Consider the following 25377-nt stretch of genomic DNA (forward strand, 5'->3'; position numbering starts at 1 on the left):
CTTTTTCGGGGTCATTTGCGCCGGGTGTCCTGCTCGCGGGTGATGCGCGCGTATTCCGCGGAGTCGCGCAGCACGGCGACGGCCTCGGTCACCTCCCGGTCGCCGGGCAGCGCGTGCTCGATCACTCCGGCCGTGTAGCCGTGACGCAGCACGATGTCGTTGTTGATGGCATCGACGACCTGTTCGCGGTAGGTTTCGAGGTTGGTCCGCGTGTCGTCCTTCAGCTCGGCCTCCACCCGCTCGAAACGCTCCTTCAGCTCGGCGAAGCGGTCGTCCTCGGCGGCCTTTTTCAGCGCCTTGAGCGCCCGCCGCGTGTCCGACTCGTAGGGAACCTCCTTGTCCTGCATGAACTCGACGAAGTCGGCGTAGTCGGCGTCCGTGATCGAGAAGGTGCGCAGGTCGATCCGCTGCCCCGGGTGGCGGCGCGTGTAGTCGTCGCCGAAATCCTCAATGAAGCCCAGCGCGTAGAGCGTCGCGGCGAAGCGCGAGATGTACTCCGGTTCGGTGGCGATGTCGGGCATGATGCCGCCGCCGTCGTAAACCTTGCGGCCCGCACGGGTCGTGAACTCCGAAACGAGCGAGTCGGGAACGACGCGCACCGAGCCCTCCTGCGAGTGCGAGTAGTCGATGGCCTGGATGCAGCGGCCCGAGGGAATGTAGTATTTGGCCGTGGTGAGCTTGAGCATCGTGTTGTAACCCAGCGGGCGGGTGGTCTGCACGAGCCCCTTGCCGAAGCTCCGCTGGCCGATGAGCACCGCGCGGTCGAGGTCCTGCAACGCGCCGGCCACGATTTCCGAGGCCGACGCCGTGTTGCCGTTCACCAGCACCGCCAGCGGCAGGTCCGGGAGGATCGGCTCCGACTCGGTGCGGTAGTCCTGCCGTTCGTTGCGGCCTTTGGTCGTGACGACCGCCGTGCCTTTGGGGACGAACATCGAGAGAATCTTCACGGCCTCCTGCATGATGCCGCCGCCGTTGGAGCGGTAGTCGAGGATGAGGCCTTTTAGCCCGCCCTCGGCGCGGAGCCGCTCGACGGCCGCGCGCATCTCCTCGTAGCATCCTTCGGTGAAGTCGCTGTGGCGGATGTAGCCGATGCCGTCGGCCGCCCAGCCGGCGTAGGGTACGCCGGGAATGGCGATCCGCTCGCGGCGCAGCGTCACCGTCTGCCGCGTGCTGTCGAGGTGCAGGACCGTCACCTTCACCCGGCTGCCCGGCTCGCCCTTCAGGCGCGAGGAGACCTCCTCGGTCGTGAAGCCCCGGGCGTCCCTGCCGTCGATTTCGAGAATCCGGTCGCCGATCCTGAGCCCCGCGCGGTCCGACGGAGTGCCCTGGTAGGGCTGGGCGATGACCACCCAGTCGCCCTTCTTGCGGATGAGCGCCCCCACGCCGCCGTATTTGCCCGTGGTGAGCAGCTCGAAATCGGACATGCCCTCCTCGGAAATATACTCCGTGTAGGGGTCCAGGTCGCTGACCATGCCCGCCGCGGCCCCCTCCATCAGACGGTCGGGGTCGATCGGATCCACGTACCCGAGCGACAGCTCGCGCATCATATTGACCGTGATCTCCATGTTGCGGCCCAGCCCGAAGTCGTTGTGCGACGCATGGATCGTCGCGCCCGCCACGGCGGCCAGCCCGGCCGCGAGGGCCAGGATGCGGTATTTTCTACTCTTTGTCATATCGTGCCATGCGTATGTGCGAATCGAGGCGGTAGATGACCCGGGCCACGCCCCGGCGGATACCCTCCAGCTCGATCCACTGTCCGTATTGCGAAACCTTTATTTCGTCCTCGCCCAGCAGCAGGAGCCTGTGCAGCGGTCCCTTGGCCCGGAAGAACAGTGCGTCGTCCTCTTCGCGGCGCAGCTCGAAGCCGGCCGAGCGGAAGGCGTTCACGATCTGTTCGCGGTGCTCCTCCACGTCGCCCTCGACTCGCCGGACGATGAATCCGAACCGCGGATAGAAGGCCGCGAGCAGGACGATGACGGCGGGCAGCAGAAGTCCCCGCGGGGTGTGGAACATGACGTAGAGCGTCTCTTCGAGAGAGAGCGAGGCCATGCCCGTCGTGAGGTTCAGCGCCATGATCGCCATACAGAGAACGCAGAGGGCGGCGAAATATTTCAGCGAGCGGATCAAATAACGTTTCATAAGTTCGAAATTTTGCGTGTCGTGTATTCTGTCGGATGCCCTGCCGGGAGCGGCGGCCGTTTCCGGAGCGGGCGGTTCATTCGCTTTCGGGTCCCATCGCACGGATCGCCTCCGCGACCCGCTGCATGAGCCATTTGGGGGTCGAGGTGGCGCCGCAGATGCCCACCGACCGCACTCCCTCGAACCATGCCGGGTCCAGCTCCGCGGGCTCCTCGATGTTGCGGCAGCGGGGGTTGGCCCGGCGGCACACCTCGTAGAGGACCTTGCCGTTCGAGGATTTGCGGCCGCAGACGAACACGACGGCGTCGAAACGCGCCGCGAACTGCGCCAGGTGCGCCTCGCGGCCCGAGACCTGCCGGCAGATCGTGTCGTCGAGGCGCACCTGCGCCGGATCGGCCGCCCGGCGGCGCATTTCGGCGCCGAGCTCTTCGAACAGGGCGATGCTCTGCGTGGTCTGCGAAAGGAAGTGTATCGGCCGTGCGAAGTCGATCTGCGCGAGGTCTTCGGCGCGCTCGATGACGACGGTCGGCTCGGCGACCTGTCCGGTCAGCCCCACGACCTCGGCGTGGCCCCGCTTGCCGAGGATCACCACCTGTCCGCCGACGGCGCGCATCGCCTCGTGCGCCTGCTTGACCCGCCGTTGCAGCCGTGCGACCACGGGACAGGTGGCGTCGATGATCCCGATACCCAGCCTGCGGGCCGCGTCGTAGGTCGTCGGCGGCTCGCCGTGGGCGCGGATGAAGAGACGGCAGCCGGCCAGCCGCGGCATGTCGGCGTGGGTCACGGTCCGCAGCCCCAGCGCTTCGAGCCGCTGCACCTCGATCCGGTTGTGGACGATGTCGCCCAGCGAATAGACCGTGCCGCCTTCGCCGAGGGCCCGTTCGGCCTCGGTGATCGCCCGGACCACGCCGAAGCAGAATCCCGATTTGTCGTCGATCTCTATGTGCACCGGCTCCATGCGGCGTCGTTATTCCGCGATTCTCCTTTCGAACAGCTCCATGAACCACGCCATCTGTTCCTCGACGCTCATGCGGCTGTTGTCCAGCACGACCGCGTCCGGCGCCTGCCGCAGGGGCGACACGGCGCGGCTCATGTCGGCCCTGTCCCGTTCGCGGACATTGCGTTCGATCTCCTCGAGCGACACGTCGTCGCCCTTGGCGCGCAGTTCGTCGTAGCGGCGCCGCGCCCGCACGGCGGGGTCGGCCGTCATGAAGATCTTCAGTTCGGCGTCGGGGAAGACCACCGTGCCGATGTCGCGGCCGTCCATCACCACGCCGCGGCGGCGTCCCATCTCCTGCTGCATGGCCACGAGCTTGCGGCGCACCTCGGGGATGGCGCTCACGCGGCTCACGCAGTTCGAGACCTCGATGGTGCGGATCTTCCCTTCGGCCAGGTCGCCGTTCACATAGATGTCGCTGGCTCCCCGTTCGGGGTTGAAGCGGAAGGTGATGGCGGTTTCGCCGAGCAGCTTCACCACGGCCTCCTCGTCCACGATGCCCGAGCGGATCGCGCCGTGTTCGAGCGCATGGAGCGTCACGGCGCGGTACATGGCGCCCGTGTCGATGAAGATATAGCCCAGCCGTGCGGCGATGGCCTTGGCGAAGGTGCTCTTGCCGCACGACGAGAAGCCGTCGATGGCGATTATGATTCTGTGCTGTTTAGTGTCCGACATTGGGGAAGATGGCGTAGAAGGTGGATAATATGGTGTAAATGCCTAAGATGCCGATGATGAGGCCCGCGACGTGGTTGATCGTGAGCATGTGCCGCGGACGGAACCGGCGGCGGAACAGGCTGATGACGCACGCCAGCAGGGTCCACCATGCCGTGGCGCCGCCGAGGAATCCGGCGATGACGAACACCGAGCGCACGAAGCCGCTGAATCCCGAGCCGGTCACGTCGCCGCTCGAGATCTTGAAGACGGCGAAGAAGGCCAGGATGTAGGGGATGACCATGATGAAGTTGGCGATCGTCAGTCCGAAGATCGAGGCGAAATCCTGCCAGAGCGAGGTTTTGCCAGCCCGGTTGCGGCGAATCTGCGGCACGGGGTTCTGGGCGAAGATGAAGACGCCGACGATGACGACGAAGATGCCGCCGATGACGCGCAGCAGCGTGTTGTACTGTTCGATCTGCGTCTGGAGCATCGAATAGAAGAACAGTGCGGCCATGGCCATGAAGGTGTCGGCGCACGCCACGCCGATACCCGAGACGATGCCCGACCGGCGGCTTTTCGAGAGTGTGCGCTGAATGCAGAGCACGGCCACGGGGCCGACCGTGATCGACGCCGCCACCCCCACGCAGATACCGCGGAAGAGATCGTTCAGGATTCCGAATGTCATTTTCTCGGCTTACCGGGTTTTTAGGGAACAAAGATAATACAACCCGTGCGCAGAAACAAATTTATTTGCCCCGTCCCGGGCTGCCGTCGGATGCGGAAATGCGGGTCGGAGGGCGTCGGCGCGGCTTTTCGGGGAACGGTTCCCGGATTCGTCCGCGATATTGCGGATTTCGTCCGATGCGGGCGTTCTGTTGATAAAATGTCGAAATTTTGGCCGCGGGGCCGCATACCGGAGCCCGAAAGCCCCTATTTTTGTATGACAAAGACGAAACGCTTATGGCAGAGACGACACAATTCGGAATCGACCTCCAGTTGGACGAAGCCGTGGCCCAGGGCCACTATTCGAATCTGGCGATCATATCGCACTCCACATCGGAGTTCATCATCGACTTCGCGGCGGTCCTGCCCGGCGTGCAGAAGGCGCGCGTCAAGAGCCGCATCATCCTCACGCCCGAACACGCCAAACGGCTGCTGCGCTCGTTGCAGGAGAACATCGTGCGTTACGAGAGCAGCGTGGGCAAGATCGAGATTCCGACGCCGGCCGGGACGCCCGACGCGGGGCCCAAGATGGGGCAGGCCTGACGGGCCGTCCGGGGCGGCAAGCTCCGCGTCCTCTTTCCGGCGGAAGAGCGCCCTCCCGACTTCTTCTGCCGTAGCGTCCTCGGGAACCGCCCGTTTCCGGCTGTCGGGCAGGTGACGCCGGTATGGCCTTGGAGTCGTAGAGCGCATCCTGCGTCGGCCGTCCTTCCGGCACGGCGGCGCGCTGTCATGGCCGAGCGCTCCGGCTGGGATAGAGGCGGTCGCGTCCGGATCCGAAAGGGGGAGCCCGCGGCATCGGGGGCGTTGTCGTTATTGTTCGCACGATTTTCTGCGAAATGATTGCGGATGTCACGGTTTTTTCTGAACTTTACGATGGCGTTGTGCATGCGCTGATTCGTAATTTAATGGTCCGATTGCTGTTATTTGGTGAATGTCAGGGATATGTGTGGATTTTTCATCGGCAGGCATTGGTGTTTTGATTCGACCGGCGGGTTTTCGGACGGGTTCCGAGCGGATGAAAGGTCTTTGAGTTTAAAATTTCCGAATATCTGAATTGAAAAAACGAATCTTTTCGATTGGGGCGCGGCTCCTGTTGCCGTGCGGAACGGGCGCTTGTCCCCAAGTTGGCGAATACGGCGGAGTGATCGTGGGCGGCGCGAACGCGGGGCGGTCGGACCGGACGCGGTTCGACGTCCTGACGGACCCGTTTCTCCGTCTCGAGGCGGCGATCGGCGGCCGTTTTCTGCCGGACGGAGAACCCGCGGCCGATTCTCAATGAACAAACGCTATGATCCGGATTCTGCTGCTCGTCGATTGCGCGAACGATTTCGACCGCAACCTGCTTCGGGGGATCGTGCGCTATTCGCGCGAGAACGGTCCGTGGCTCTTTTACCGGTTGCCCTCCTATTACAGGAGCATCGAAAACGGCGAGCGGAGCATCCTCGAGTGGGCCAAGGCGTGGAAGGCCGACGCCATCATCGGCCAGTGGAACGACGACGCGATGGATCTGCTCAAGGAGCTGAACATTCCGGTCGTCCTGCAGAACTACCGCCACCGCAGTACGACCTATTCGAATCTGACCGGCGACTACGAAGGCACGGGCCTGATGGCGGCCCGTTTCTTTGCCGAGCGCCTGTTCCGTAACTTCGCCTTTTTCGGCGTCAAGGGGGTCGTCTGGTCGGACGAACGTTGCAAGGGGTACCGCAGCGAGGTGGAGCGCATCGGCGGGACGTTCCATGCCTTCGAGACCGGAAAGGACAGCGAGAAAAACCGCGAGGTGTTGGGCCGCTGGCTGCGCGAACTGCCCAAACCCGTGGCGTTGTTCTGCTGCGACGATGCCCATGCACTCATTATCTCGGAGATATGCAAAATGGAGAACATCTCCATTCCGGAGGATGTCTCGCTGCTGGGCGTGGACAACGACGAGCTGATCTGCAACATCTCCGATCCGCCGATCTCGTCGATCGAGCTGGAGGTCGAGAAGGGCGGTTATGCTGTCGGGAAGCTGCTCCATAGGCAGATCCGCAAGGAGTTCGTGGGGCCCTTCAACGTGGTGATCAACCCGATCCGCATCGAACTGCGCCAATCGACCGAGAAACACAATATCGAAGATCCCTACGTGCTGCGGATCGTCAAATACATCGAGCGGCATATCGCGGCCGATCTGACGATCGATGCGATCATCGGGCAGATTCCGCTTTCGCGGCGCAACATCGAACTCAAGTTCAAGCGCGTCATGAACACCTCCATATACCAGTATGTGCTGAAGTGCCGCGTGAAGCGTTTTGCCAACCTGCTGCTGACGACCGATCTCCCGCTGGCCGAGATTGCCGGCGAGGCGGGTTTCCGCGACTGCAACAACATTTCGCGGATTTTCAAGAAGTTTATGGGTTGCTCGCCGATCGAATACCGTCAGCGGCGTTCGGCCGGCAAATAGTGCGTTTTTCGAAACACGCTTTTCGTTTTTCGACGACCGATCCGTGGCGGTGCCCCGTATCTTTGTACTACGGGGTGCGAAGCTCCGGCGGATCATTATGCGCGACATGAAATTTTTATCGGGTATCCTGCTGCTGGGGGCTTTGCTGACGGGCTGTCGGGATGCCCGGGACCGAACAGCGGAGCTCGGGCGGGAATTGCGGCCCTTTACCGAACCTCCCGAAATCTATCGGGAGGAGTATGGAACCTATCGTTCTCCGCTGCTTTTCTACAACGGCGACAGCGTAAGGACGGCTGCCGATTGGGTTCGCCGCCGTGCGGAGATCCGCACCCGCTGGGATTCGCTTTTGGGCGCCTGGCCGCCGGTGATTGCGGGACAGCGCTTCGAATATGCCGATACGCTTCCGGGTGAGGATTTCGACCGTTATCGCGTCCGGTTCCGCTGGCTGCCTTCGGAAACGACCGAAGGATACCTGCTCGTCCCGCACCGCAAAGGTCGCAAACCCGCCGTCATCACCCTTTTCTACGAACCGGAGACAGCCGTCGGCCTGGGCGGCAAACCGAATCGGGATTTTGCGCTCCGCCTTGCCGAACGGGGCTTTGTCGCCCTTTCGCTCGGGACGACGCAAACCACCCGTACGAAGACCTATTCGCTTTACTATCCCTCGGTCGATAGCGCGACGTTGCAGCCCTTGTCGGCGTTGGCATACGCCGCTGCGAATGCCTGGGAGGCGCTGGCCGGGTTTCCCGAGGTCGATTCCACGCGCATCGGCGTCATGGGCCACTCCTACGGTGGCAAGTGGGCGATGTTCGCCTCGTGTCTGTGGGAGAAGTTCGCCTGTGCGGTCTGGGGCGATCCGGGCGTGGTCTTCGACGAGACGAAAGGGGGGTATGTCAATTATTGGGAGCCCTGGTATCTGGGCTACTATCCGCCGCCCTGGGAGCATACCTGGGACGAGCAGGGTGCCGTGAAGGCCCGCGGCGCATATCCCTCGCTGCGCCGCGACGGGCACGATCTGCATGAGCTGCACGCCCTGATGGCGCCCCGGCCTTTCCTCGTGTCGGGAGGCTGTTCGGACGGTTCCGAACGCTGGACGGCACTCAATCATGCGGTGGCCGTAAACCGCCTGCTCGGATACGAAGGGCGTGTCGCCATGACGAATCGGCCGCTGCACGATCCCGATTCGCTGTCGAACGCCTTGGCCTATGCCTTTTTCGAGTTCTGGTTGCATCCTGAGACGGTGAACAGGTGAAAAAGGGCTGGTTTTTCGTTTTTTGAATATCGGTTTGCGTTTTTTCTGCGTAAAATGCCGTTTTTGCTGCCTAATTTTGTTTGGATAAAATCCGTAGGGTGCATCTTTTTCGGGTGCGGCCCCTGCGGAGAATCCGATGAGCGAACCTTAAAAAAATAGCCTTATGAACTCGTGCTGACGGTTCTCATGTCCGGTTTCCCGCCGGTGTCCGGAGACCGGAACATCCGCAATGAAGCGCTTTCAATCAACCTATCAACCTAATTCTATGAATCTATGAAGGACAATTATTCGAAACGAGAACGCGTTTCCCGGATGCGGCATTTCGTCGCATGCGTATTGATGTTGTTCGGAGCCGGTCTGTCAACCGCTTTCGCACAGTCGTACATTTCGGGAACCGTTACCGACGCTCAGGGGAATCCGCTCGTGGGTGTCAATGTGATCGTCAAGGGGACCACCGTGGGCACGATGACCACGAGCGACGGATCGTATCGTCTGGATACCCCCCCCCGGGCTGATGTGCTGATTTTCTCGTACTTGGGTATGAAAGGCCAGGAGCTGGCGATAAACGGCCGTACGGAAATCAATGTCGTGATGCAGGAGGATGCGGCCCGTATGGACGAGGTCGTGGTGGTCGGTTACGGTACGCAGAAGAAGGTGCATCTGACCGGATCCATTGCGGCGGTTTCCGACGATGAAATCAAGAAATCGACCGTCAGCACCATTTCGCAGGCCCTGGTCGGAAAGCTCCCGGGACTGATTACGCAGCAGGCGACCGGCGCTCCCGGATCCGACGGCGTAACGATGCTCGTGCGCGGCTATACCTCCTACAACGGCTCGAGCCCGCTGGTGCTGGTGGACGGAGTCGAGCGTCAGATGGGTACGGTCGATCCGAACGACGTGGAGACCGTAACGATTCTCAAGGATGCTTCGGCAAGCGCCGTCTATGGAATGAAGGCTGCCGCCGGCGTCATCCTTATCACGACCAAGCGCGGTCATCAGGGCGCCATGTCGATCAACTACCGCGGCAACGTAACGCTCTCGCAGATGACGACCATGCCCGATTTCATGAACGGCACGCAGTATATGGAGTACTATAATGCCGGTCTTGCCCTCGACAAGCTGGGCGGCGACGACGTGCCCGACTACCAGTTCACCCCCGAGGAGATCGCCATGACCTACAACGGCGATCCGTCGGACGGTTATGAGAATACGGACTGGATGTCGCCGATGCGCCGTCTGACGCTCATGCACCAGCACAACCTTTCGGTGAGCGGCGGTAGCGAGAAGGCCCGTTATTTCGTCAGCGGCGGTTTCCGCAACCAGGAAGGCATCATCAAGGGACATGAGGATTCGCGCGGCAACCTCCGCTCGAACGTGGACCTGACGCCGCACGACAATCTGCGCGTACAGCTCAACGTGGCGGCATCCTTGCAGGATTACTACCAGCCCGGAGCCTATTCGTATGCCAACCAGGAAGGTTACAACATCTTCCATCAGATGATGTACTCTATACCGTTCGTTCCGAAATGGCTGGAGAAGGACGGAACCGTTTATCCTGTCTCGGGATATCGTGCTTCGTGGTCCGCCGCCAGCCCCGAATACGGTTCGGCCCACTCCGGCTTCAGCAAGTCGCGCAACCTCCGTCTGGAGACCTCGGCCAACGTCGAGTATTCGGTTCCTTTCGTGAAGGGTCTGAAACTGGGCATGTTCACCAGTTGGGACTACCATTACTATACGGGTCGTACCTTCTCGCACTCCTACGAAGTGCTGGCCTATACGTTCCAGCGCGGTTCGGGCATCGGAGCCGATCCTCTGAGCAAGTATTCGCTCGTAAATGCGGCCAATCTGACTCCGGACGGCAATCTCTACGTGGCCCATTCGAACGACCAGCGCGTGGTGCTGCGTCCGCAGATCTCCTATGCGAACAAGTTCGGCAAGCACGATGTGGGAGCCCTGTTCCTCTACGAGCAGACGACTTATACCTCGGAATCGATGAACGCCGGACGCCGCGATTTCCCCGTGTTCGATCTTCCGGAGCTCAATTTCGGTGATCCGACGACCGCCACGAATGCCTCTTCGTCCGGAAAGTCGGCCTTTGCCGGTTTCGTGGGACGTCTGAATTATGCATACGATGACAAATACCTCATCGAAGCCTCGTTCCGTTACGACGGTTCGTACCTCTTCCACAAGGATCATCGCTGGGGTTTCTTCCCCTCGGTATCCGTGGGTTGGGTGATGTCGCAGGAGGATTTCTTCCAGTCTGCACTCCCGAAAATCGAATACTTCAAGCTGCGCGGTTCGATCGGTACGCTGGGTAACGACAACGTAACGGCATTCCTTTACCGCAAACAGTTTGCCTACAATGCCAGCAGCGTGGCCTTCGGAAGCACGCCTGCCTCGCAGGGTACGCTCTCCAACTCGGTGGCCTTCCCCTTTGAGGATCTGACCTGGGAGCGGACGCGTACCTACGATATCGGCTTCGAGATGAGCGCTTGGAACGGCCTGTTGGGCGTGGAGTTCGACTACTTCTATAAGTACACCTTCAACATCCTGCAGTCGATCGGCGGCATCTATCCTCCTTCGCTGGGCGGCCACTATCCGGCCTATATCAACGACGGTACTTTCGACAACCGCGGTTTTGAGTTGGTGCTCCGCCACCGCAACCGTATCGGCAAGTTCAGCTACGGCGTCACGGGCAACCTCACCTTCGCCCGCAACCGCATTCTGAGCAAGCAGCAGGCCGACAATACGCTGCCGTGGAAGAACGTGCTCGGGTCGTCGCTCGGAGCTCTTTGGGGCCTGAAGTCCGACGGCCTCTATCAGACCGAGGAGGAGCTGGCCAATGCGCCGAAACCGATCGGCGTGCAGCCCCGTCTGGGTGATATCAAATATGTCGATATCAACGGCGACGGAGCCATTACGGCCGACGACTATGTACGGATTGCCCGCAGCCGTATGCCGGAGATGATGTTCTCGCTGTCGCTCGATGCCGACTACAAGGGATTCGACCTCTCCGTGCAGTTGCAGGGAGCCGCTCTTTGCGACCGTATGCTCCAGGCTACCTGGAACAACGGCGTGGCGGACCAGACCCCGCTGACCGTTCCCTGGTACGGCAATTACGACAATGCACCGCTCTATCTGGTCGAGGGAGCCTGGCGTCCGGACAACACGAATGCGGAGTATCCGCGTCTGTCGGTAACCAAATCGTCGGCGGGCAACAACGCCCAGGTCTCCGACTTCTGGAAACGCAATGGAGCCTACCTGCGTCTGAAGAATGTCGTGTTGGGTTATACCTTTCCCAAGCGTTGGATGAACCGCATCGGTATCGACAACCTTCGTATCTATTTCAGCGGCAACAACCTGCTTACGGCAACCGAGTTCCGATGGATCGACCCCGAAAGCGCGAACGTTCCGACGGGTTATTACCCGCAGCAGCGTACCTTCACCTTCGGTGTGGATCTCTCATTCTAAATCTACGAACGATATGAACAAGATCAGAAAATATACGGCGGGACTTCTTTCGGTCCTCTGTCTTTCGGCGGCGTCGTGCGATGTGCTCGACGTGGAGCCGACGGGAAGCTACAGCGAAACTACGGCTTATTCGTCCCTGAGTAACCTGGACCTGTATGTCAAATACTTCTACGGCGTGCTTTATGCCAATGCCGATATAGCCTGCGGCAGTTCGTGCCTGATGGACGACGGCGCGACCGATCTGGTGAAATACTCTTGGTACGGCGTATCGGCCGGCGCGATGAACAGGTTTTTCTATCAGCCCAATTACGTCACCGAGCAGAGCAACTTCCGCTCCAACTGGTCTGCTATGTACACCTGGATCAGCAAGCTCAACGAATATCTGGAGGACCTGAACAAAGGGCTTATCAGGCTCGATCCCGACCAGGTGAAGATCCGTACGGCCGAGGTCCGTTTTCTGCGTGCGTTCGCTTATCAGGAACTGGTGATCCGTCACGGCGGGGTGATCCTGCGCAACAGCGACACGGCCGTTGACGGGCCCGATGAGCGCGCTAAGGCCCGCTCGACCGAGGAGGAGTGCTGGGATTTCATCATCGGTGAATACCGGAAGGCCGAGGCCGATCTTCCGGCAAGTTGGGAGGCTGCGGAAGCCGGGCGTCTGACCAAAGGCGCCGCCTGGGGTATGATCGCCCGCGCGTCGCTCTATGCGGAGCGTTGGGGCGATGCCGTCACGGCCTGCGACGAGGTACTGAAATTGGGCTACGACCTGCTTCCCGGCAAGACTGCGGCCGATTACTACAAGATCTTCTCGACGCCTAATAACCAGGAACTGATTATCCCGGTCTATTTCCAGTCGGGCATCAGCATGAAGCAGCACAATTTCAACACCTATTTCTGCCCTCCGTACGACGGTCAGCCCTATGGCGCCGCCGACAAGGTGGGTGCATCGGCCACGCCGACCGACGAGTACGCCTCGTCGTTCGACATCAGGGTAGGCGGCAGCTACGAGGCCTTCGATTGGGATAACCTTTCGAAATACGGCAATAAGCCCTTCGACAACCGCGAGCCGCGCTTCTATGCGTCGATTCTCTATAACGATGCCACCTGGATCGGCCGCAAGCTCGAACTCTATGCCGGAGGCAAGGACAATTACATGGACTTCTCCATCACCGGACAGGACAACGTGCACAAATCGACGACCGGTTACATTTTCCGCAAATTCATGGACGACAGCGGCAAGGTGAACTTCACGAACATTCTTTCCGGAACCTACTGGACCGAGATGCGCCTGGCCGAGATCTATCTGATCCGTTCGGAAGCCTATGCGCGCCAGAACCAGTTCGGACCGGCGTACGAAGACCTCAGAACGATTCGTGACCGCGTGGGGCTTCCCGTACTGGCGCAGAAGGGCAACTGGCAGGATTACCTGCATGATCTGGCCAAGGAGCGTATCTGCGAGCTGGGGCTCGAAGGCCACCGCTTCTTCGACCTGGTGCGCTGGGGCATTGCCGTCGAGACGCTCAACAACAAGCGTCTGCATGGTGTGAAGATTACCAGGACGGGCGACGGCTTCAGCTACGAGCGCGTGGAGTGCGACACGCAGGATCGTCTCTTCCCCGAGAAATATACGATCTTCCCGATTCCCTACACCGAGCTGCAGAACAATACGTTGTGCGAGCAGAACGAGATCTGGAAATAATTTGACAAATCATTCAATACGCGATAATTATGAAAATGCGACATTTGATTACCGGACTGTTCGTATCGGCGCTGGTCCTCGGGGCCTGCGAGGATCCGGATGAATTGGTGATGTCCGGCAGTGAAAATATGCAGACCCTTACCGTCAAGGGCCGTCTCGTCTCGGACGAAAACGTCGAATACGATGCCGTCGTGGACGAAGCGGCAGGAATCATTACCGTGCAGGTTCCCTATTACATTTCCGACACGGAGGCCGTCCAGGGCGATCTGACGGCCATGAAGGTCCGTGGGTCGCTTCCCTACGGCACCCGTTTCGAGCCGGGCCTTTCGGGGATTCACGATCTGGCTGCGGGTATCGAGCGCACGCTGGTGTCCGATGTGGACGGATCGAGCAGGCACTACACGATCAATGCGGCTTATGTGAAGTCGGATCAGGCCTTCGCTACGCGGGTTTCGTTAGCCGATATGCCCAATGCCGTCGTCTCGATCAAGGAACCTGAGACGGAAGACGGGACCGGATCTATTACCGTGTACAAGACCTCCTCTTCGATCGACGGAGCGCTGAAGGCGGCAACGGTCACCGTATCGCCCTGGGCGACGATCGAATGCCGGGCCATGAACGGGGACGGCACGATCGACCTGTCTGAATTCCCTGACATCGTGGTGGTTTCGCAGGACGGGTCCGTTCGCAAGACCTACAAGACCGCAGTCGATCTTCCGTCGTTCGTGCCTTCGGGCAAGGCGGGATATATTGCCAGCCTGTTCGGTTTCCAGATTCTGGAGAACAACGAATACGGATTCGAAGCGGAGAACAACCGTACGCTGGCCGTTGTCGGCGACTACCTGATCGTCGGCAACAGCGGCGATGCGTCGAAGATGGTTGTCATGAACCGCTTTACGGGCAAGCCGACGGGACTGAGCGTCAATGCGACGGGCATATCGAGGTCGATCCACGCCATCACGAGCGATTCTGCCGGTCATCTGGTGGCTGTCGCCTATACGAACTCATCGACTTTGCCCGACTTCGAGGTGTGGGTATGGAAAAACGGCATCGGGGACGCTCCGACCCTGATTTTCTCGAAGAGCCTGCCGTCCGATCCCTATTTTGCTCCGCTGCGCAGTGCCAATCCGGGTACGACGACCTACGATATCGGCCGTATGGTCGATGTGATCGGCGACGTGACCTCGGGCGAAGCCATAATCGGTACCTCTTGCATCCAGAAGATCCGTTCGGTCTTCATTCCGCTCGCCGATGGCGTCGCTTCGACCGCGACGGCCGTCGTGGAGTTCCGCTCCAACAGCCTCGCCTCGATGTGGTACACGACCAAGCCGGTGCTCTTCTCGATGGGCGACGACAACCTGTCGCCGGGGTATGTTTACGGATCGGGCAACGAGCGGCGTACGGTAACCTATGTTCCCGCGAACGGAATATCCGCTACGCAGTTCACGGTGCCGACGACGCACTTCTGGCTGACGGACAAGATCACGGGTGTCGATTGCATCGACTTCAACGGCATGCGGCTTATCGGCATTCAGAACTGCCATAAGGATAATGCCAGCGGTATCAAGTCTGCCCGACTCTATGTCGCCGATATTGCGGATCCTGCCGCCGGAGCCCTTATTTCGGGATTTCTCTTCGATTCGCGCGAGGGCAATCTTACGACCGGAACGGCCGATATTCCCGGGACGGGCTACTCTCCCACGGGCATGACCTCCTCCTATCCGTTCGTTTCGGGCGATGTCGTGCTGGGCGCGAACGGAAACGGCACGGGCGACGTGGCCTTCGGAGCCAGCGAGGACGGTAATGCCGTGCAGGCCTACATGCTGACGACCGATAACGGTATTCTGGCTTACGAAATCACGCGATATGACATTTGACGTCTGAACCGGCTGCCGGAAGGCTCTCCGCAAGGGGGCCTTCCGGTCGGTTCTTCCGATCCCCGGCATCGAGATCGAGGGTTATCCGCGTCTTGCATCGGTCGGCGGAGTCGGGAGCCGCCGCGATCCCGGTACGCCGGCACGGTTCTATGCGCGGGAGGAGATTCGCGATATCGTCGCCTATGCCGCGGCACGCCTCGGTCCGGACGCAGCCCGAAGTGAAGGACTATGAGGATTGCATGCGGCGTATGGATTCCGTGTCCGCGCTTTCCGAGCGGCAGGGCATCCGCTGTTTCGATCCGCGCGATCCGGCCCGCCGTCCCGAACCCGCGGGCCCCGGGATCGTCGGGCGCCGTCCGCAAAAGATGGATTTCCGCGATTGATTTCCCTGTAACGACGAATCACATGAAACATGTACTTTCCACTCTGTGTGTGCTCCTCTTTCCGCTCTTGGCGCAGGCCGGCGGTGCGGATGTCGTCATCGAGAATGCCGCTGTGCGGCTCGTGATCGGTGCCGACGGTGCGGCCCGCAGCCTGATCCACAAATCCACGGGCGAGGAGTGCCTCGCCGCGGAGGTGCGGACCCCGATCTGCGCGATTACGCAGTACCGGCCCTATGATAACGAGAATTTCCTGATCTATCCGGCCAAACCGCGCGTTTTTCCGGCCTGTCGGGTCGAACGGCGCGGCGACCGGCTCTATGTCGGGTTCGAGGATACCTATGACATCGCCGTCATCCGGCTCGACATCGAGGACGACTACATCGGCTTTTCGCTCGAGCGCGTCGATTACCGCATCGAGGCCTACGGCGTCAAGCGCCAGACCGAGATCGACGAATTCGCGCTCCTGCGACTGCCCCTGCGTCCGCGGGCGCACTTCGGCGAGTGGCTCAACGTAGTCTGGGACGACCGGGTGGCCATCAATCTGCTGGGGACCCATCCCGGGACGCGTATCGACGCCTTCCCGACGGCGGAGGCGACGACCCTCTATGCGGGTCTCGACGCGCAGGTGGGATTGTTCGGTCCGGGGGCGGCGCTCGTCGTCTCCTCGCGCGAGGGGCTGCTCCCGGCCATCGGACAGATAGAGCGGGATTACGACCTGCCGCGGGGTGTCGAGAGCCGCCGTGACGGGTCCTACCGCTGCTCGTACTATTCGTTGCGCGGCGTGACGCCCGAAAACATCGACGCCCATATCGAATACGCCCGTCGGGGCGGATTCCGCACGATGATGGTCTATTACGTCGATTTCGCCCGTTCGTGCGGCCACTACGGCTGGCGCGAGGAGTACCCGGGCGGTATGGAAGACCTGCGTTACGTCACCGACCGCATCCGTGCCGCAGGCATGATTCCGGGTCTGCATTTCCATTATTCGAAGGTGGGGGTGAACGACCCCTACATCAACGGCGGACATCCCGATACGCGGATGAACTCCGTCTGTGAACTGGTTCTCGCCGAGCCGGCAGGTGCCGCCGACACGGTGCTCGTCGTCGAGGGCAACACGCAGGGGCTGCGCCGGGAGGAGGGCCGCCGGCTGCTGCATCTGGGCGACGAACTGATCTCCTACGCGGACTGCACGACCCGTCCGCCCTATATGCTGACGGGATGCCGGCGGGGGCTGCACAACTCGCAGCCCGCCGCACATGCCGCCGGAAGCCGTGCCCGGCTGCTCGATGTGGACGACTGGCCGTTGTTCGTGCGGATCGACCAGAATACGGGCATCCAGCGCGAGATCGCCGGACGCCTGGGGCGCATCTATGCCGAGGCGGGTTTCCGCTTCGTCTATTTCGACGGGGCCGAGGATGTCCCGATGCCTTATTGGTACAATGTTTCGCGGTCGCAGTCGGTCGTCTATGATGCGCTGCGGCCTGCGCCGCTTTTCGCCGAAGGAGCGCTCAAGTCGCATTTTGGATGGCATATTCTTTCGCGCGGCAATGCCTTCGATATCTTCCCTCCGGAGTATATCCGTCCGGCGATGAAGAAATATACGCTGCGCTGCGCTGCCCGCAACGCCGAGGACTTCACGGCGGTCGATTTCGGATGGGTGAATTACCTGGCTCCGGGCGGCGCGACGATCGGCATGCAGCCCGACATGTACGAATATATCTACTGCAAGGCGTTGGCCTGGGATGCTCCCGTGTCGCTCGTGGGCAATCTGGAGGAGCTGCGCCGGCATCCCCGTACGGAGGACAACCTGCGGGTCATGGAGCGCTGGGAGCGAGCCAAGCTTGCGAATGCCTTCACGCCCGAACAGAAGGAGCGGCTTAAGGATCCCGACCGGGAGTTTTTCCTTTTCGAGGATTCGCAGGGACGCTTCGAGCTCTATCCCTGCCGGCAGCTTACGCCCGACGACGAGTCGGGCGTGCGGGCCTTCCTCTTTCGGCGCGGTACGAAGAGCTGCATCCTCTATTGGCATACCTCGGGTGAGGATCAGTTGCGGCTGACGCTTCCCGCATCGCGACCGACGCTGACCGATGACCGGGGGCGGCGCATCGCCTTCCGCCGCGAAGGACGACTCTGCCTGTTGCCTGCCGCCGGACGGGCCGTTCTCGAACTGGATCTTCCCGAGGAGGAGGCTGAACGGCTCTTCCTCGGGGCCGTACGGAAAATAAACCGTCCGATCGAACCCCAAAAATGACGATACGCATGAAACACTGTCTGTTGCTTGCCTCACTGTTCCTGACCGCCGTTTCCGGAGCGGCGGAACCCCCGACCGAAAAACTCGTGTTGAAGAACGACCGCGCGGAGCTCGTCTTCTCCGGCGGCAAGACCTTCCTGTTCGAATCCTATCGCTCCGAAGGTGCGGAGATGCTGCCTGCCGGGGGGAGTGCGACCCATCCCTGGCGTCTGGTCTATCGGGGCGTGAACGGCGAAAATCCGAACCTGCTGCCGCGGAACGGATACTACGACGGCGGAGAGCGTCTCGATACGCTGGGAATGGCGGCGCTGCGCTTCACCTGGCGTGTGCATCTCGACAGCGGTCCGGCCCGTGCTGTGCGCGTGACCGTTGCGCTCGGGGCCGATTCCGAACTTCCCGAGTGGCGTCTCGATGCCGATCTGCCCGAAGGGTGGGTGCTCACCGAAGCGGAGTTTCCCCGCATCGCCGTGGCGCGTCCCCGCGATGCGAAGGGCATCCTGCCCGTGGGTTACGGTACGGAGTATGCGATCGGAAACTCCGGTCGGCTGCAGGCGCGTTATCCCTCCTGCACGGGAACCATGCAGCTCGTCATGATGCACCATGCGGGAGGCACGGCCTATTTCGCCGCCGAGGATGGCCGGGGGTGCGGCAAGTGCCTCTGCATGGTGAGCGAGGGCGATGCCGTCGTCTTCGTACAGCAGATGACGACCTCCTATGCCTGGTCGGACGGAGGCCGCTTCGTGCTGCCCTGGCCGACGGTGCTGGGATTCAGCCGCGGGGGATGGCAGGCTGCGGCGCTCCGCTGGTACCGTCCCTTCACGTTCGAAACCCGCTGGGGCGCCCGTACGCTTGCCGACCGTCCTGTCGTGGAGTGGATCCGCAAGGCCGACATGTGGCTGCGCCCGAACGGTGCGGAACCCGGCGCCCGGGAGGCTCTGCGCAAGGCGTTGCGATTCTACGGCCGCGGTGTCGGCCTGCATTGGTACCATTGGCACGCCCGTCCTTTCGATACGAACTATCCGGAGTATTTCCCCGCGCAGGAGGGATTTGCCGAGGCCGTCGCCGAAGCGCAGCGCCTCGGGGCGCGCGTTACGCCCTACATCAACGGGCGGCTGTGGGATCCTGCGACCGACAGTTACCGGACGTTGCACGGTTCGGAGGCTTCGTGCCGCAAGGCCGACGGTACGCTCTATACGGAGGTGTACAGTTCCAAAGTGCCCAATACGGTGACCTGTCCCTCGTCGCCCGTCTGGCAGGAGGTGCTGCGCGACCTGAACCGGAGGATCCTCGCCGAACTGAAGACCGACGGCGTCTATATGGATCAGATCGGATGCGCCGGCAGCGAGGCTTGCTATGCCCCGGATCATCCCCATGCTCCGGGCGGCGGCGGATGGTGGCCGGCCGCCTACCGTGATCTGCTCGAAGGGATGCGCCGCGGTCTCTTCGGTTCCGACCGGGCGATGACCACCGAGGAGTGCGCCGAATGCTATATCGACCTCTTCGACATGATGCTCGTGGTCAATTCGCCTCACAATGCCTCCGTGCGCATGGTGCCGCTCTTCCCGCTGATCTACTCCGACCGCTGCATCTACAGCGGATATACCTATATCCCGTGGCGTTTCGACGACGGCTCGCTCCGTTTCATTACGATGAAGAGCCTGCTGTGGGGATCGCAGCTCGGATGGGTCGATCCCGAGATGCTGATGCGTGAGGAGAACCGTCTCGATGCGGAGTTCCTGAAGCGGCTGTCCGCATTCCGCCGCCGGCAGCACGACCTGTTCGTCGGCGGACGTTTCCTCGGCGAGATCGTTCCCCGGGGCGACAATCCGCGCCGGGAGATTCCGAACTACGAGACGACTCCCGAGGTGCTGGCCGCCGAGTGGGAGAGCCGCTCGGGGCGCCGGGCCTGCGTCGTGGTGAACATGGGCGACACGGCGCGCGGCGTGGAACTTCCCGACGGGCGGCGGATCACGGTTCCGGCGCTCGATGCCATACGTATTGACCGGTGAAACCAGAAACACGATAATAGTATGAAAACGACATTCTGGGCTCTCGTGGCCCTTTGCGCCTGTGCGGCGTGCGCGGACGACGACGACGGAAATCGCGCCTCGGGACGCGTTGCGGTTCCTTCGGATATCCGGATCGAACGGGTGGGAGCCGCCTCGGTGCGGGTCTCCTGGCAGGACAACAGTACCGATGAAAAAGGTTTCGACATCTGGGTGCGCGATGCCGCCGATGCCACGAACCGGTGGATCGCCGGATCCGTGGAGGCCGATCAGACGCGATATACGATATCGCAGGGCCTCGAGGACGGTGCCGGCTACTTCTTCGGCGTGCAGGGTAAGGGCACGTCCGAGGCTGGCGATTCACGCGTCGTTTATGAGTTCTTCACGCTGACCCCGTCGTCGGAGCTTCCCGTGGTGGAGATCGACGGGCAGCCGACCGCCACGGCGACCTGTATCGCTGTGACGTACCGGATCGACAATGCGCCTTCGGATGCCCGCTACGGACTTTGCTGGAGCGCCGACGGCCTGCCCACGACGGAGGATGCGATGCAGTACGGTCCGGCGCTTCCCGAGGACGGCGGCGCCGTGCTGCAGGTCATTCCCAACGCCCTGCTCGAATACGGCAGGGAGTACACGGTCCGTGCTTTCCTGACCTCCGGCGGTGCGACCTGTTACAGCTCCGAAACGAAAGCCTCTCTCGGCGAGGAACCTCCGGCCGTCACCTTCGACTGGACGAAACTCTCGCACGAGTCGCTTCCGGCCGAGATCGGGCTCTACGAGACGACCGGCAAGCTCAACGGCCGCAATTTCCACGCCTGGTATGCCGTGGCCGACCTTTCGAAGGGTACGGTGGAGTTCCGCGTTTCGGTGCCCGAAGGCGCCGCGACGATCGAGGAGCAGTCGGCGGCCTTCGGCGGCGACTGCTACGTGATGATCAACGGCGGTTACTTCTACAACGGCCGCCATACGGGGATTTCCGTGGTCGATGGCGAGACCGCGGGAACGATCCCGGCCGTCCGCGGATCGCTCCGCACGTCCGATACCGAGGAGTACGATACGATGTATAACGTGACGCGCGGCCTGTTCGGTGTCGATGCTTCGGGAACCCCCGGCGTCTGTTGGGCCGGAACCGACGCCCGGGGGGCGGCCCGTTATTTCGATCGCCCGCTGCCTTCGGTCAAGGGGGAGGCTCGCTACGACGTCGTGAGTGCTGAAAACCCCGCTCCGGATATCGCCTGGACGCCGAAGTATGCCCTCAGTGCGGGGCCCGTGTTGCTCAAGGACGGCAAATGCCCGTTCGATTTCACCGAGACCCCGAAAGGCGCGGACTACTATCTGAGCAACTACGAGATCATGCCTTACGATATTTTCGGTGTCGGCGTATCGCCCGACCGCACGGCCGTAGGTAGCACTGCCGACGGCCGTATCGTGCTCTTCGTCTGCGACGGACGCATCGAATCGAGCCGAGGGGCCACACTCACCGAATTGGCGGCCATCATGAAGGGGCTCGGGTGTACGGATGCCGTGAATTTCGACGGCGGCGGTTCGACCGGTATGGTCATTGACGGCAAACATCTTAACGATACGACGGCCGAAGCGAGTCGGGCGGTGGTTTCTACGGCAGGATTCTTTAAAAAGAGATAAAATTTTTCTATTTTTGAAGCGCTTTGTGCTATTTTGTTTATAAAGTTGTCTTTCCATGAAAAAAAATCTCATCTGTTTCTTCCTTTTGGCAGGTTTGCTTTTCCCGTTTTCAGTGTTATCCCAGTTGGTTTACCACGAGGGGTCGTCTTTTCCGGTTTACGGGAAATCCAGGGAATCCACTTTCGGGCGTTACACACGTCTGCCCGGATCGGTTGTAGATTTCGCACGGCGTCCCGTCTGGGACCTGGGGCTGCACTCGGCGGGACTGGCCGTTCGGTTCCGCTCCAACTCCACGACGATCTCCGTGCGGTGGACCAACACCTTCTGCAATTCGATGAACCACATGGCCCCTACGGGAGTTCGGGGCCTCGACCTCTACGCCTGGGTGGACGGCGGTTGGAGGTTCGTGAACTGCGCTCGTCCCGGAAGTGGAAAGACCACGGAGTCGAGGATCGTTTCGGATATGGTTCCGGAGGAGCGCGAGTACATGCTCTACCTGCCGCTTTACGACGGCATCGACAGTCTCTCGATCGGCGTTGATTCCTGCGCGATGATCGGCGCGCCCCGTCTTTCGTACCCCGTTCGCGAGCATCCCATTGTATTTTACGGAACGAGCATTTTGCAGGGTGGCTGTTCATCCCGTCCGGGGATGGCTCATACGAATATCCTCTCCCGGCGTCTGAACCGCGAGGCGATCAATCTGGGTTTCAGCGGCAACGGGCAGTTGGACTACGAGATCGCGCACCTGATGGCCGAAGTGGATGCGGGAGTCTTCGTTCTCGATTTCGTTCCCAACGTGACGGTCGAACAGATCGAGACGAAGCTGCTTCCGTTCTATCGCATTCTCCGAGACCGCCATCCGGACACGCCGATCGTCTTCGTCGAGGACCCAGTCTTTCCCCATACGTTCTTCGACGTGCAGGCCGCCGCGTCCGTCCGCCGGCTCAACGCGGCCCTTGCCGAACACTACCGGCGGCTCAGGGAAAGCGGCGAGCGCAATATCTACTACGTCAGCTCGGAGGATATGCTGGGCGACGACGGCGAGGCGACCGTGGACGGCATCCACTTCACCGACCTGGGAATGATGCGCTATGCCGACCTGCTGTATCCGGTTCTCCGGCGCGTACTGAAATAAAACGAGCCGGTTATGCGCTTTCTGTTTTCCGCGATGCTGTTGTGCACGCTATCCCTGCAATGTACGTTCTGCGGCGAAGAGACGTCGGCCTCTCCGCCTCCGTACCTGAAGCCTGTCCCTCCCGATGCCCTCATGGCCGAACCCTACGATTGGGAACTTTCCCGCCGGGCTGTACCCTCCGTTACGGATCTGGTGCTGATCTATGGCGGCGGGCACCATCGGACTCCGTATGAATGGGACAGAGAGCGTCTGTCCGACTACGTCACCTATACGGATCCGGACGGGAGGACGCAATGGCTCTTCGACGGCTTCCTGCTGCTGGAGATCATGGATCCCGACGGTAACGGAGGCTCCGGGGTGAAATTCGCCGACGGCTACACCTACGACGGTCGGCCGCTCCGCTCGGCCGACCGGGCCGCATGGCAGCGTCTGATCGACTACTGTTTCGGCGACGATACGGGCATCGGCGCCCTGGAGGACGCGGTGGCTGAGGCCGCCGCGCATCTCGGCGCCCCGGCCGTCAAACGCCGGGTGGTGGTCGCGATTCCGGAACCGATTCGCTATCGGGACGTCGATTCGAAGGTCACCCGATACTGGGGGAGTGTCGATGGCGAGGCGCTCGATTTTTCGGATGCGAACGATCGGTTGAAGGCATGCAAATGGTTCATCGACACGGTGCGGGCCGAGTTCGACCGCCGGAAATACGCGCATGTCGAGCTTGGCGGGTTCTACTGGCTTGCCGAGAAGGACTCGGATACGAGCGGAATTCTGGGAGCGATAGCCTGTTACCTCGACGGGCTGAACGAAAGTTTCAACTGGATTCCCTATTTCGGCGCCTCGGGTGCACGTCAGTGGAAGTCCTACGGATTCCATTGTGCCTACTTGCAGCCGAACTATTTCTTCAGCGAATCGGTCCCCGAGTCGCGCCTGGACGAGGCGTGCCGGATGGCCGAGGAGGCGGACATGCATCTCGAACTGGAGTTTGACGACAATGCGCTCGAGAGCCGGGGCAAGGCCAGCCGGCTGCGGGATTACATGTCGGCTTTCCGGCGTAACGGAGTGTGGTCTGACAAACGGCTGGCCTACTATCAGGGCGGCCAGTCGTTGCGGACGCTGAAATATTCGGCCGCAGCGGCCGACAGGGAGCTTTACCACGCGTTCTGCTCCTTCGTCGTGAGCCGTCCGATCCGGACGTCCCGGTGCGGTCCGGACGACATGCGAGGCGATCCGGGCCGTGTGCGGGACGTCGCCCCGGCCGTCGATTTGCACCGAAAGGGCCCGGAGGACGTTTTCTGAACGTTTCTCACGCTCCCCCCCCCGACCTGAAAACATCGTTTTTTATTCATTCACGGAAAACCACCAAAACAACGACCTATGACAAAATCCGTTTCCACCCCGCGCAGAAACTACCTCCTCTCCTTGGGTATTCTGGCCGGTATGTTCTTCATCTTCGGAGCCGTTTCGTGGGTGAACTCCATCCTGATTCCCTATTTCAGGATATGCTGCGAGCTCACCCATTTCGAGTCCTATTTCGTCTCCTTCGCCTTCTACATCGCCTATTTCATCATGGCCGTACCCTCCGGCATCCTGCTGAAAAAGGTGGGCTTCAAGCGTGGAATCATGTACGGATTCATGCTTACGGCCCTGGGGGCCTTCGTTTTCGTCCCGGCGGCCCTTTTCCGTCAGTTCGAGATTTTTCTGCTCGGACTGTTCTGCATCGGTACGGGGCTGGCGGTCCTCCAGACCGCGGCCAATCCCTACGTGACGATCCTCGGTCCGATCGAGAGCGCGGCTCAGCGCATGAGCGTCATGGGCGTCTTCAACAAGACGGCGGGCATCATCGCCCCGCTCATCCTGGCGGCGCTGATTCTCCGGCCCGAGGACAGCGAGCTGTTCGCACTGATCGACTCCGGGACGCTCGACGCCGCGGCGAAAGCCCCGTTGCTCGACGGCCTGATCCGGCGCGTCATCGTTCCCTATGCGGTGCTGGGCGTGCTGCTGCTGCTCGTGGGCGTGGGCATCCGCTACTCCGTTCTGCCCGAGATCGACACCGACTCGCAGAACTCCGCGTCGGGGGCCGACGACACGCCCGGGCGGCGGAGCCTCTTCGATTTTCCGTATCTCTGGCTGGGAGCTCTGGCGATCTTCTGTCAGGTGGGCGCTCAGGTCGTCGCCATCGACACGATCATCAACTACGCGGGGTCTATGGGCATGGACCTTGTCGAATCCAAGGTTTTTCCCTCGTTCACGCTGACCTGCACGATGATCGGCTTTCTGTCGGGCATCGTTCTGATTCCGAGGTACGTCACGCAGAAGCAGGCGCTCGTCGTCTGCTCCACTCTGGGACTTCTGCTCTCGCTGGGGGTCGTGCTGTGCGATTTCGGGGTGACGCTGTTCGGACACCGGGCCAACGCCTCGATCTTCCTGCTCAATGCGCTGGGGCTTCCCAACGCGCTGATCTACGCCGGCGTGTGGCCTTTGGCGATCCGGGGGCTGGGGCGGTTCACCAAGATGGGGTCCTCGCTGCTCATCATGGGCCTGTGCGGCAATGCGATTCTGCCGCTGGTCTATGGCTTCGTCGCCGAGCGCTGCGGCATGCGCATGGGCTACTGGGTTCTCGTGCCCTGCTTCCTCTACCTGGTCTTCTTCGCCGTGAAGGGGTACAAGATCGTGCGCTGGCCCTGGCAACGAATCGAAAACAACGGATGA

Annotated in this window: 19 protein-coding genes; 14 read left to right on the forward strand and 5 right to left on the reverse strand. The window is 61.3% G+C overall.

Translation table 11 applies throughout. From position 1 onward, the window contains the following. Positions 1–11 precede the first annotated feature (11 nt). The 5 genes from KB554_RS09645 to KB554_RS09665 all read right to left on the reverse strand — a co-directional run bounded on the left by KB554_RS09645 (position 12) and on the right by KB554_RS09665 (position 4475). Positions 12–1673 carry a S41 family peptidase gene (locus tag KB554_RS09645; RefSeq protein ID WP_211035806.1) on the reverse strand — a complete coding sequence of 554 codons (1662 nt, stop codon included), beginning with the start codon at positions 1671–1673 and terminating at the stop codon, positions 12–14. Continuing rightward, positions 1660–2139 (reverse strand): hypothetical protein, encoded by a 480-nt coding sequence (locus tag KB554_RS09650; protein WP_211035808.1) that lies wholly within the window; start codon positions 2137–2139, stop codon positions 1660–1662. The genes KB554_RS09645 and KB554_RS09650 overlap by 14 nt, the downstream gene beginning before the upstream one ends. 76 nt (positions 2140–2215) lie before the next feature. Further along, positions 2216–3088 (reverse strand): 4-hydroxy-3-methylbut-2-enyl diphosphate reductase, encoded by an 873-nt coding sequence (locus KB554_RS09655; protein ID WP_211035905.1) that lies wholly within the window; start codon positions 3086–3088, stop codon positions 2216–2218. An 18-nt stretch (positions 3089–3106) separates the two neighbouring features. Further along, complete coding sequence (gene cmk / locus KB554_RS09660; RefSeq protein ID WP_141428233.1) at positions 3107–3811, reverse strand: (d)CMP kinase; 705 nt, start codon at positions 3809–3811, stop codon at positions 3107–3109. Further along, positions 3798–4475: a LysE family transporter gene (locus tag KB554_RS09665; protein ID WP_141428232.1), complete on the reverse strand. Its 678-nt coding sequence runs from the start codon at positions 4473–4475 to the stop codon at positions 3798–3800. Before KB554_RS09665 ends, cmk begins: the two co-directional genes overlap by 14 nt. A gap of 275 nt (positions 4476–4750) precedes the next feature. Between KB554_RS09665 and KB554_RS09670 the strand changes: the two genes are divergently transcribed. The 14 genes from KB554_RS09670 to KB554_RS09735 all read left to right on the forward strand — a co-directional run bounded on the left by KB554_RS09670 (position 4751) and on the right by KB554_RS09735 (position 25377). Further along, positions 4751–5056 carry a DUF3467 domain-containing protein gene (locus KB554_RS09670; RefSeq protein WP_141428231.1) on the forward strand — a complete coding sequence of 102 codons (306 nt, stop codon included), beginning with the start codon at positions 4751–4753 and terminating at the stop codon, positions 5054–5056. Positions 5057–5801: 745 nt separating this feature from the next. After that, on the forward strand, positions 5802–6950 hold the full coding sequence (locus tag KB554_RS09675; RefSeq protein WP_211035810.1) for a DNA-binding transcriptional regulator: 1149 nt from the start codon (positions 5802–5804) through the stop codon (positions 6948–6950). Positions 6951–7056: 106 nt separating this feature from the next. Next, complete coding sequence (locus tag KB554_RS09680; RefSeq protein ID WP_232522940.1) at positions 7057–8202, forward strand: prolyl oligopeptidase family serine peptidase; 1146 nt, start codon at positions 7057–7059, stop codon at positions 8200–8202. A 273-nt stretch (positions 8203–8475) separates the two neighbouring features. Continuing rightward, positions 8476–11673, forward strand: a complete 3198-nt coding sequence (locus KB554_RS09685) for a TonB-dependent receptor (RefSeq protein ID WP_211035812.1) — start codon at positions 8476–8478, stop codon at positions 11671–11673. A 13-nt stretch (positions 11674–11686) separates the two neighbouring features. After that, positions 11687–13372, forward strand: a complete 1686-nt coding sequence (locus KB554_RS09690; RefSeq protein WP_211035814.1) for a RagB/SusD family nutrient uptake outer membrane protein — start codon at positions 11687–11689, stop codon at positions 13370–13372. A gap of 29 nt (positions 13373–13401) precedes the next feature. After that, positions 13402–15249 carry a DUF5018 domain-containing protein gene (locus tag KB554_RS09695; protein WP_211035816.1) on the forward strand — a complete coding sequence of 616 codons (1848 nt, stop codon included), beginning with the start codon at positions 13402–13404 and terminating at the stop codon, positions 15247–15249. Positions 15250–15322: 73 nt separating this feature from the next. After that, the gene (locus KB554_RS13285) at positions 15323–15481 is read left to right on the forward strand and encodes a hypothetical protein (protein ID WP_242116278.1); all 159 of its coding nucleotides are present in this window, start codon (positions 15323–15325) and stop codon (positions 15479–15481) included. After that, positions 15432–15632, forward strand: coding sequence for a hypothetical protein (locus KB554_RS09705; RefSeq protein ID WP_141428225.1), 201 nt, complete (start codon positions 15432–15434; stop codon positions 15630–15632). Before KB554_RS13285 ends, KB554_RS09705 begins: the two co-directional genes overlap by 50 nt. A 22-nt stretch (positions 15633–15654) precedes the next feature. Further along, a complete protein-coding gene (locus tag KB554_RS09710) occupies positions 15655–17883 on the forward strand; it encodes a hypothetical protein (protein WP_211035818.1) in 2229 nt (742 codons plus the stop codon). Between the two features lie 8 nt (positions 17884–17891). After that, the gene (locus tag KB554_RS09715) at positions 17892–19892 is read left to right on the forward strand and encodes a DUF6259 domain-containing protein (RefSeq protein ID WP_211035820.1); all 2001 of its coding nucleotides are present in this window, start codon (positions 17892–17894) and stop codon (positions 19890–19892) included. A 21-nt stretch (positions 19893–19913) separates the two neighbouring features. Next, on the forward strand, positions 19914–21533 hold the full coding sequence (locus KB554_RS09720) for a phosphodiester glycosidase family protein (RefSeq protein ID WP_211035823.1): 1620 nt from the start codon (positions 19914–19916) through the stop codon (positions 21531–21533). Positions 21534–21588: 55 nt separating this feature from the next. Further along, on the forward strand, positions 21589–22668 hold the full coding sequence (locus KB554_RS09725) for an SGNH/GDSL hydrolase family protein (protein WP_211035825.1): 1080 nt from the start codon (positions 21589–21591) through the stop codon (positions 22666–22668). Between the two features lie 12 nt (positions 22669–22680). Continuing rightward, positions 22681–23964 (forward strand): DUF4855 domain-containing protein, encoded by a 1284-nt coding sequence (locus tag KB554_RS09730; RefSeq protein ID WP_211035827.1) that lies wholly within the window; start codon positions 22681–22683, stop codon positions 23962–23964. A 78-nt stretch (positions 23965–24042) separates the two neighbouring features. Further along, a complete protein-coding gene (locus KB554_RS09735) occupies positions 24043–25377 on the forward strand; it encodes a sugar MFS transporter (protein WP_211035829.1) in 1335 nt (444 codons plus the stop codon).

Source organism: Alistipes sp. Marseille-P2263, from assembly GCF_018101075.1.
Taxonomy (GTDB): domain Bacteria; phylum Bacteroidota; class Bacteroidia; order Bacteroidales; family Rikenellaceae; genus Alistipes; species Alistipes dispar.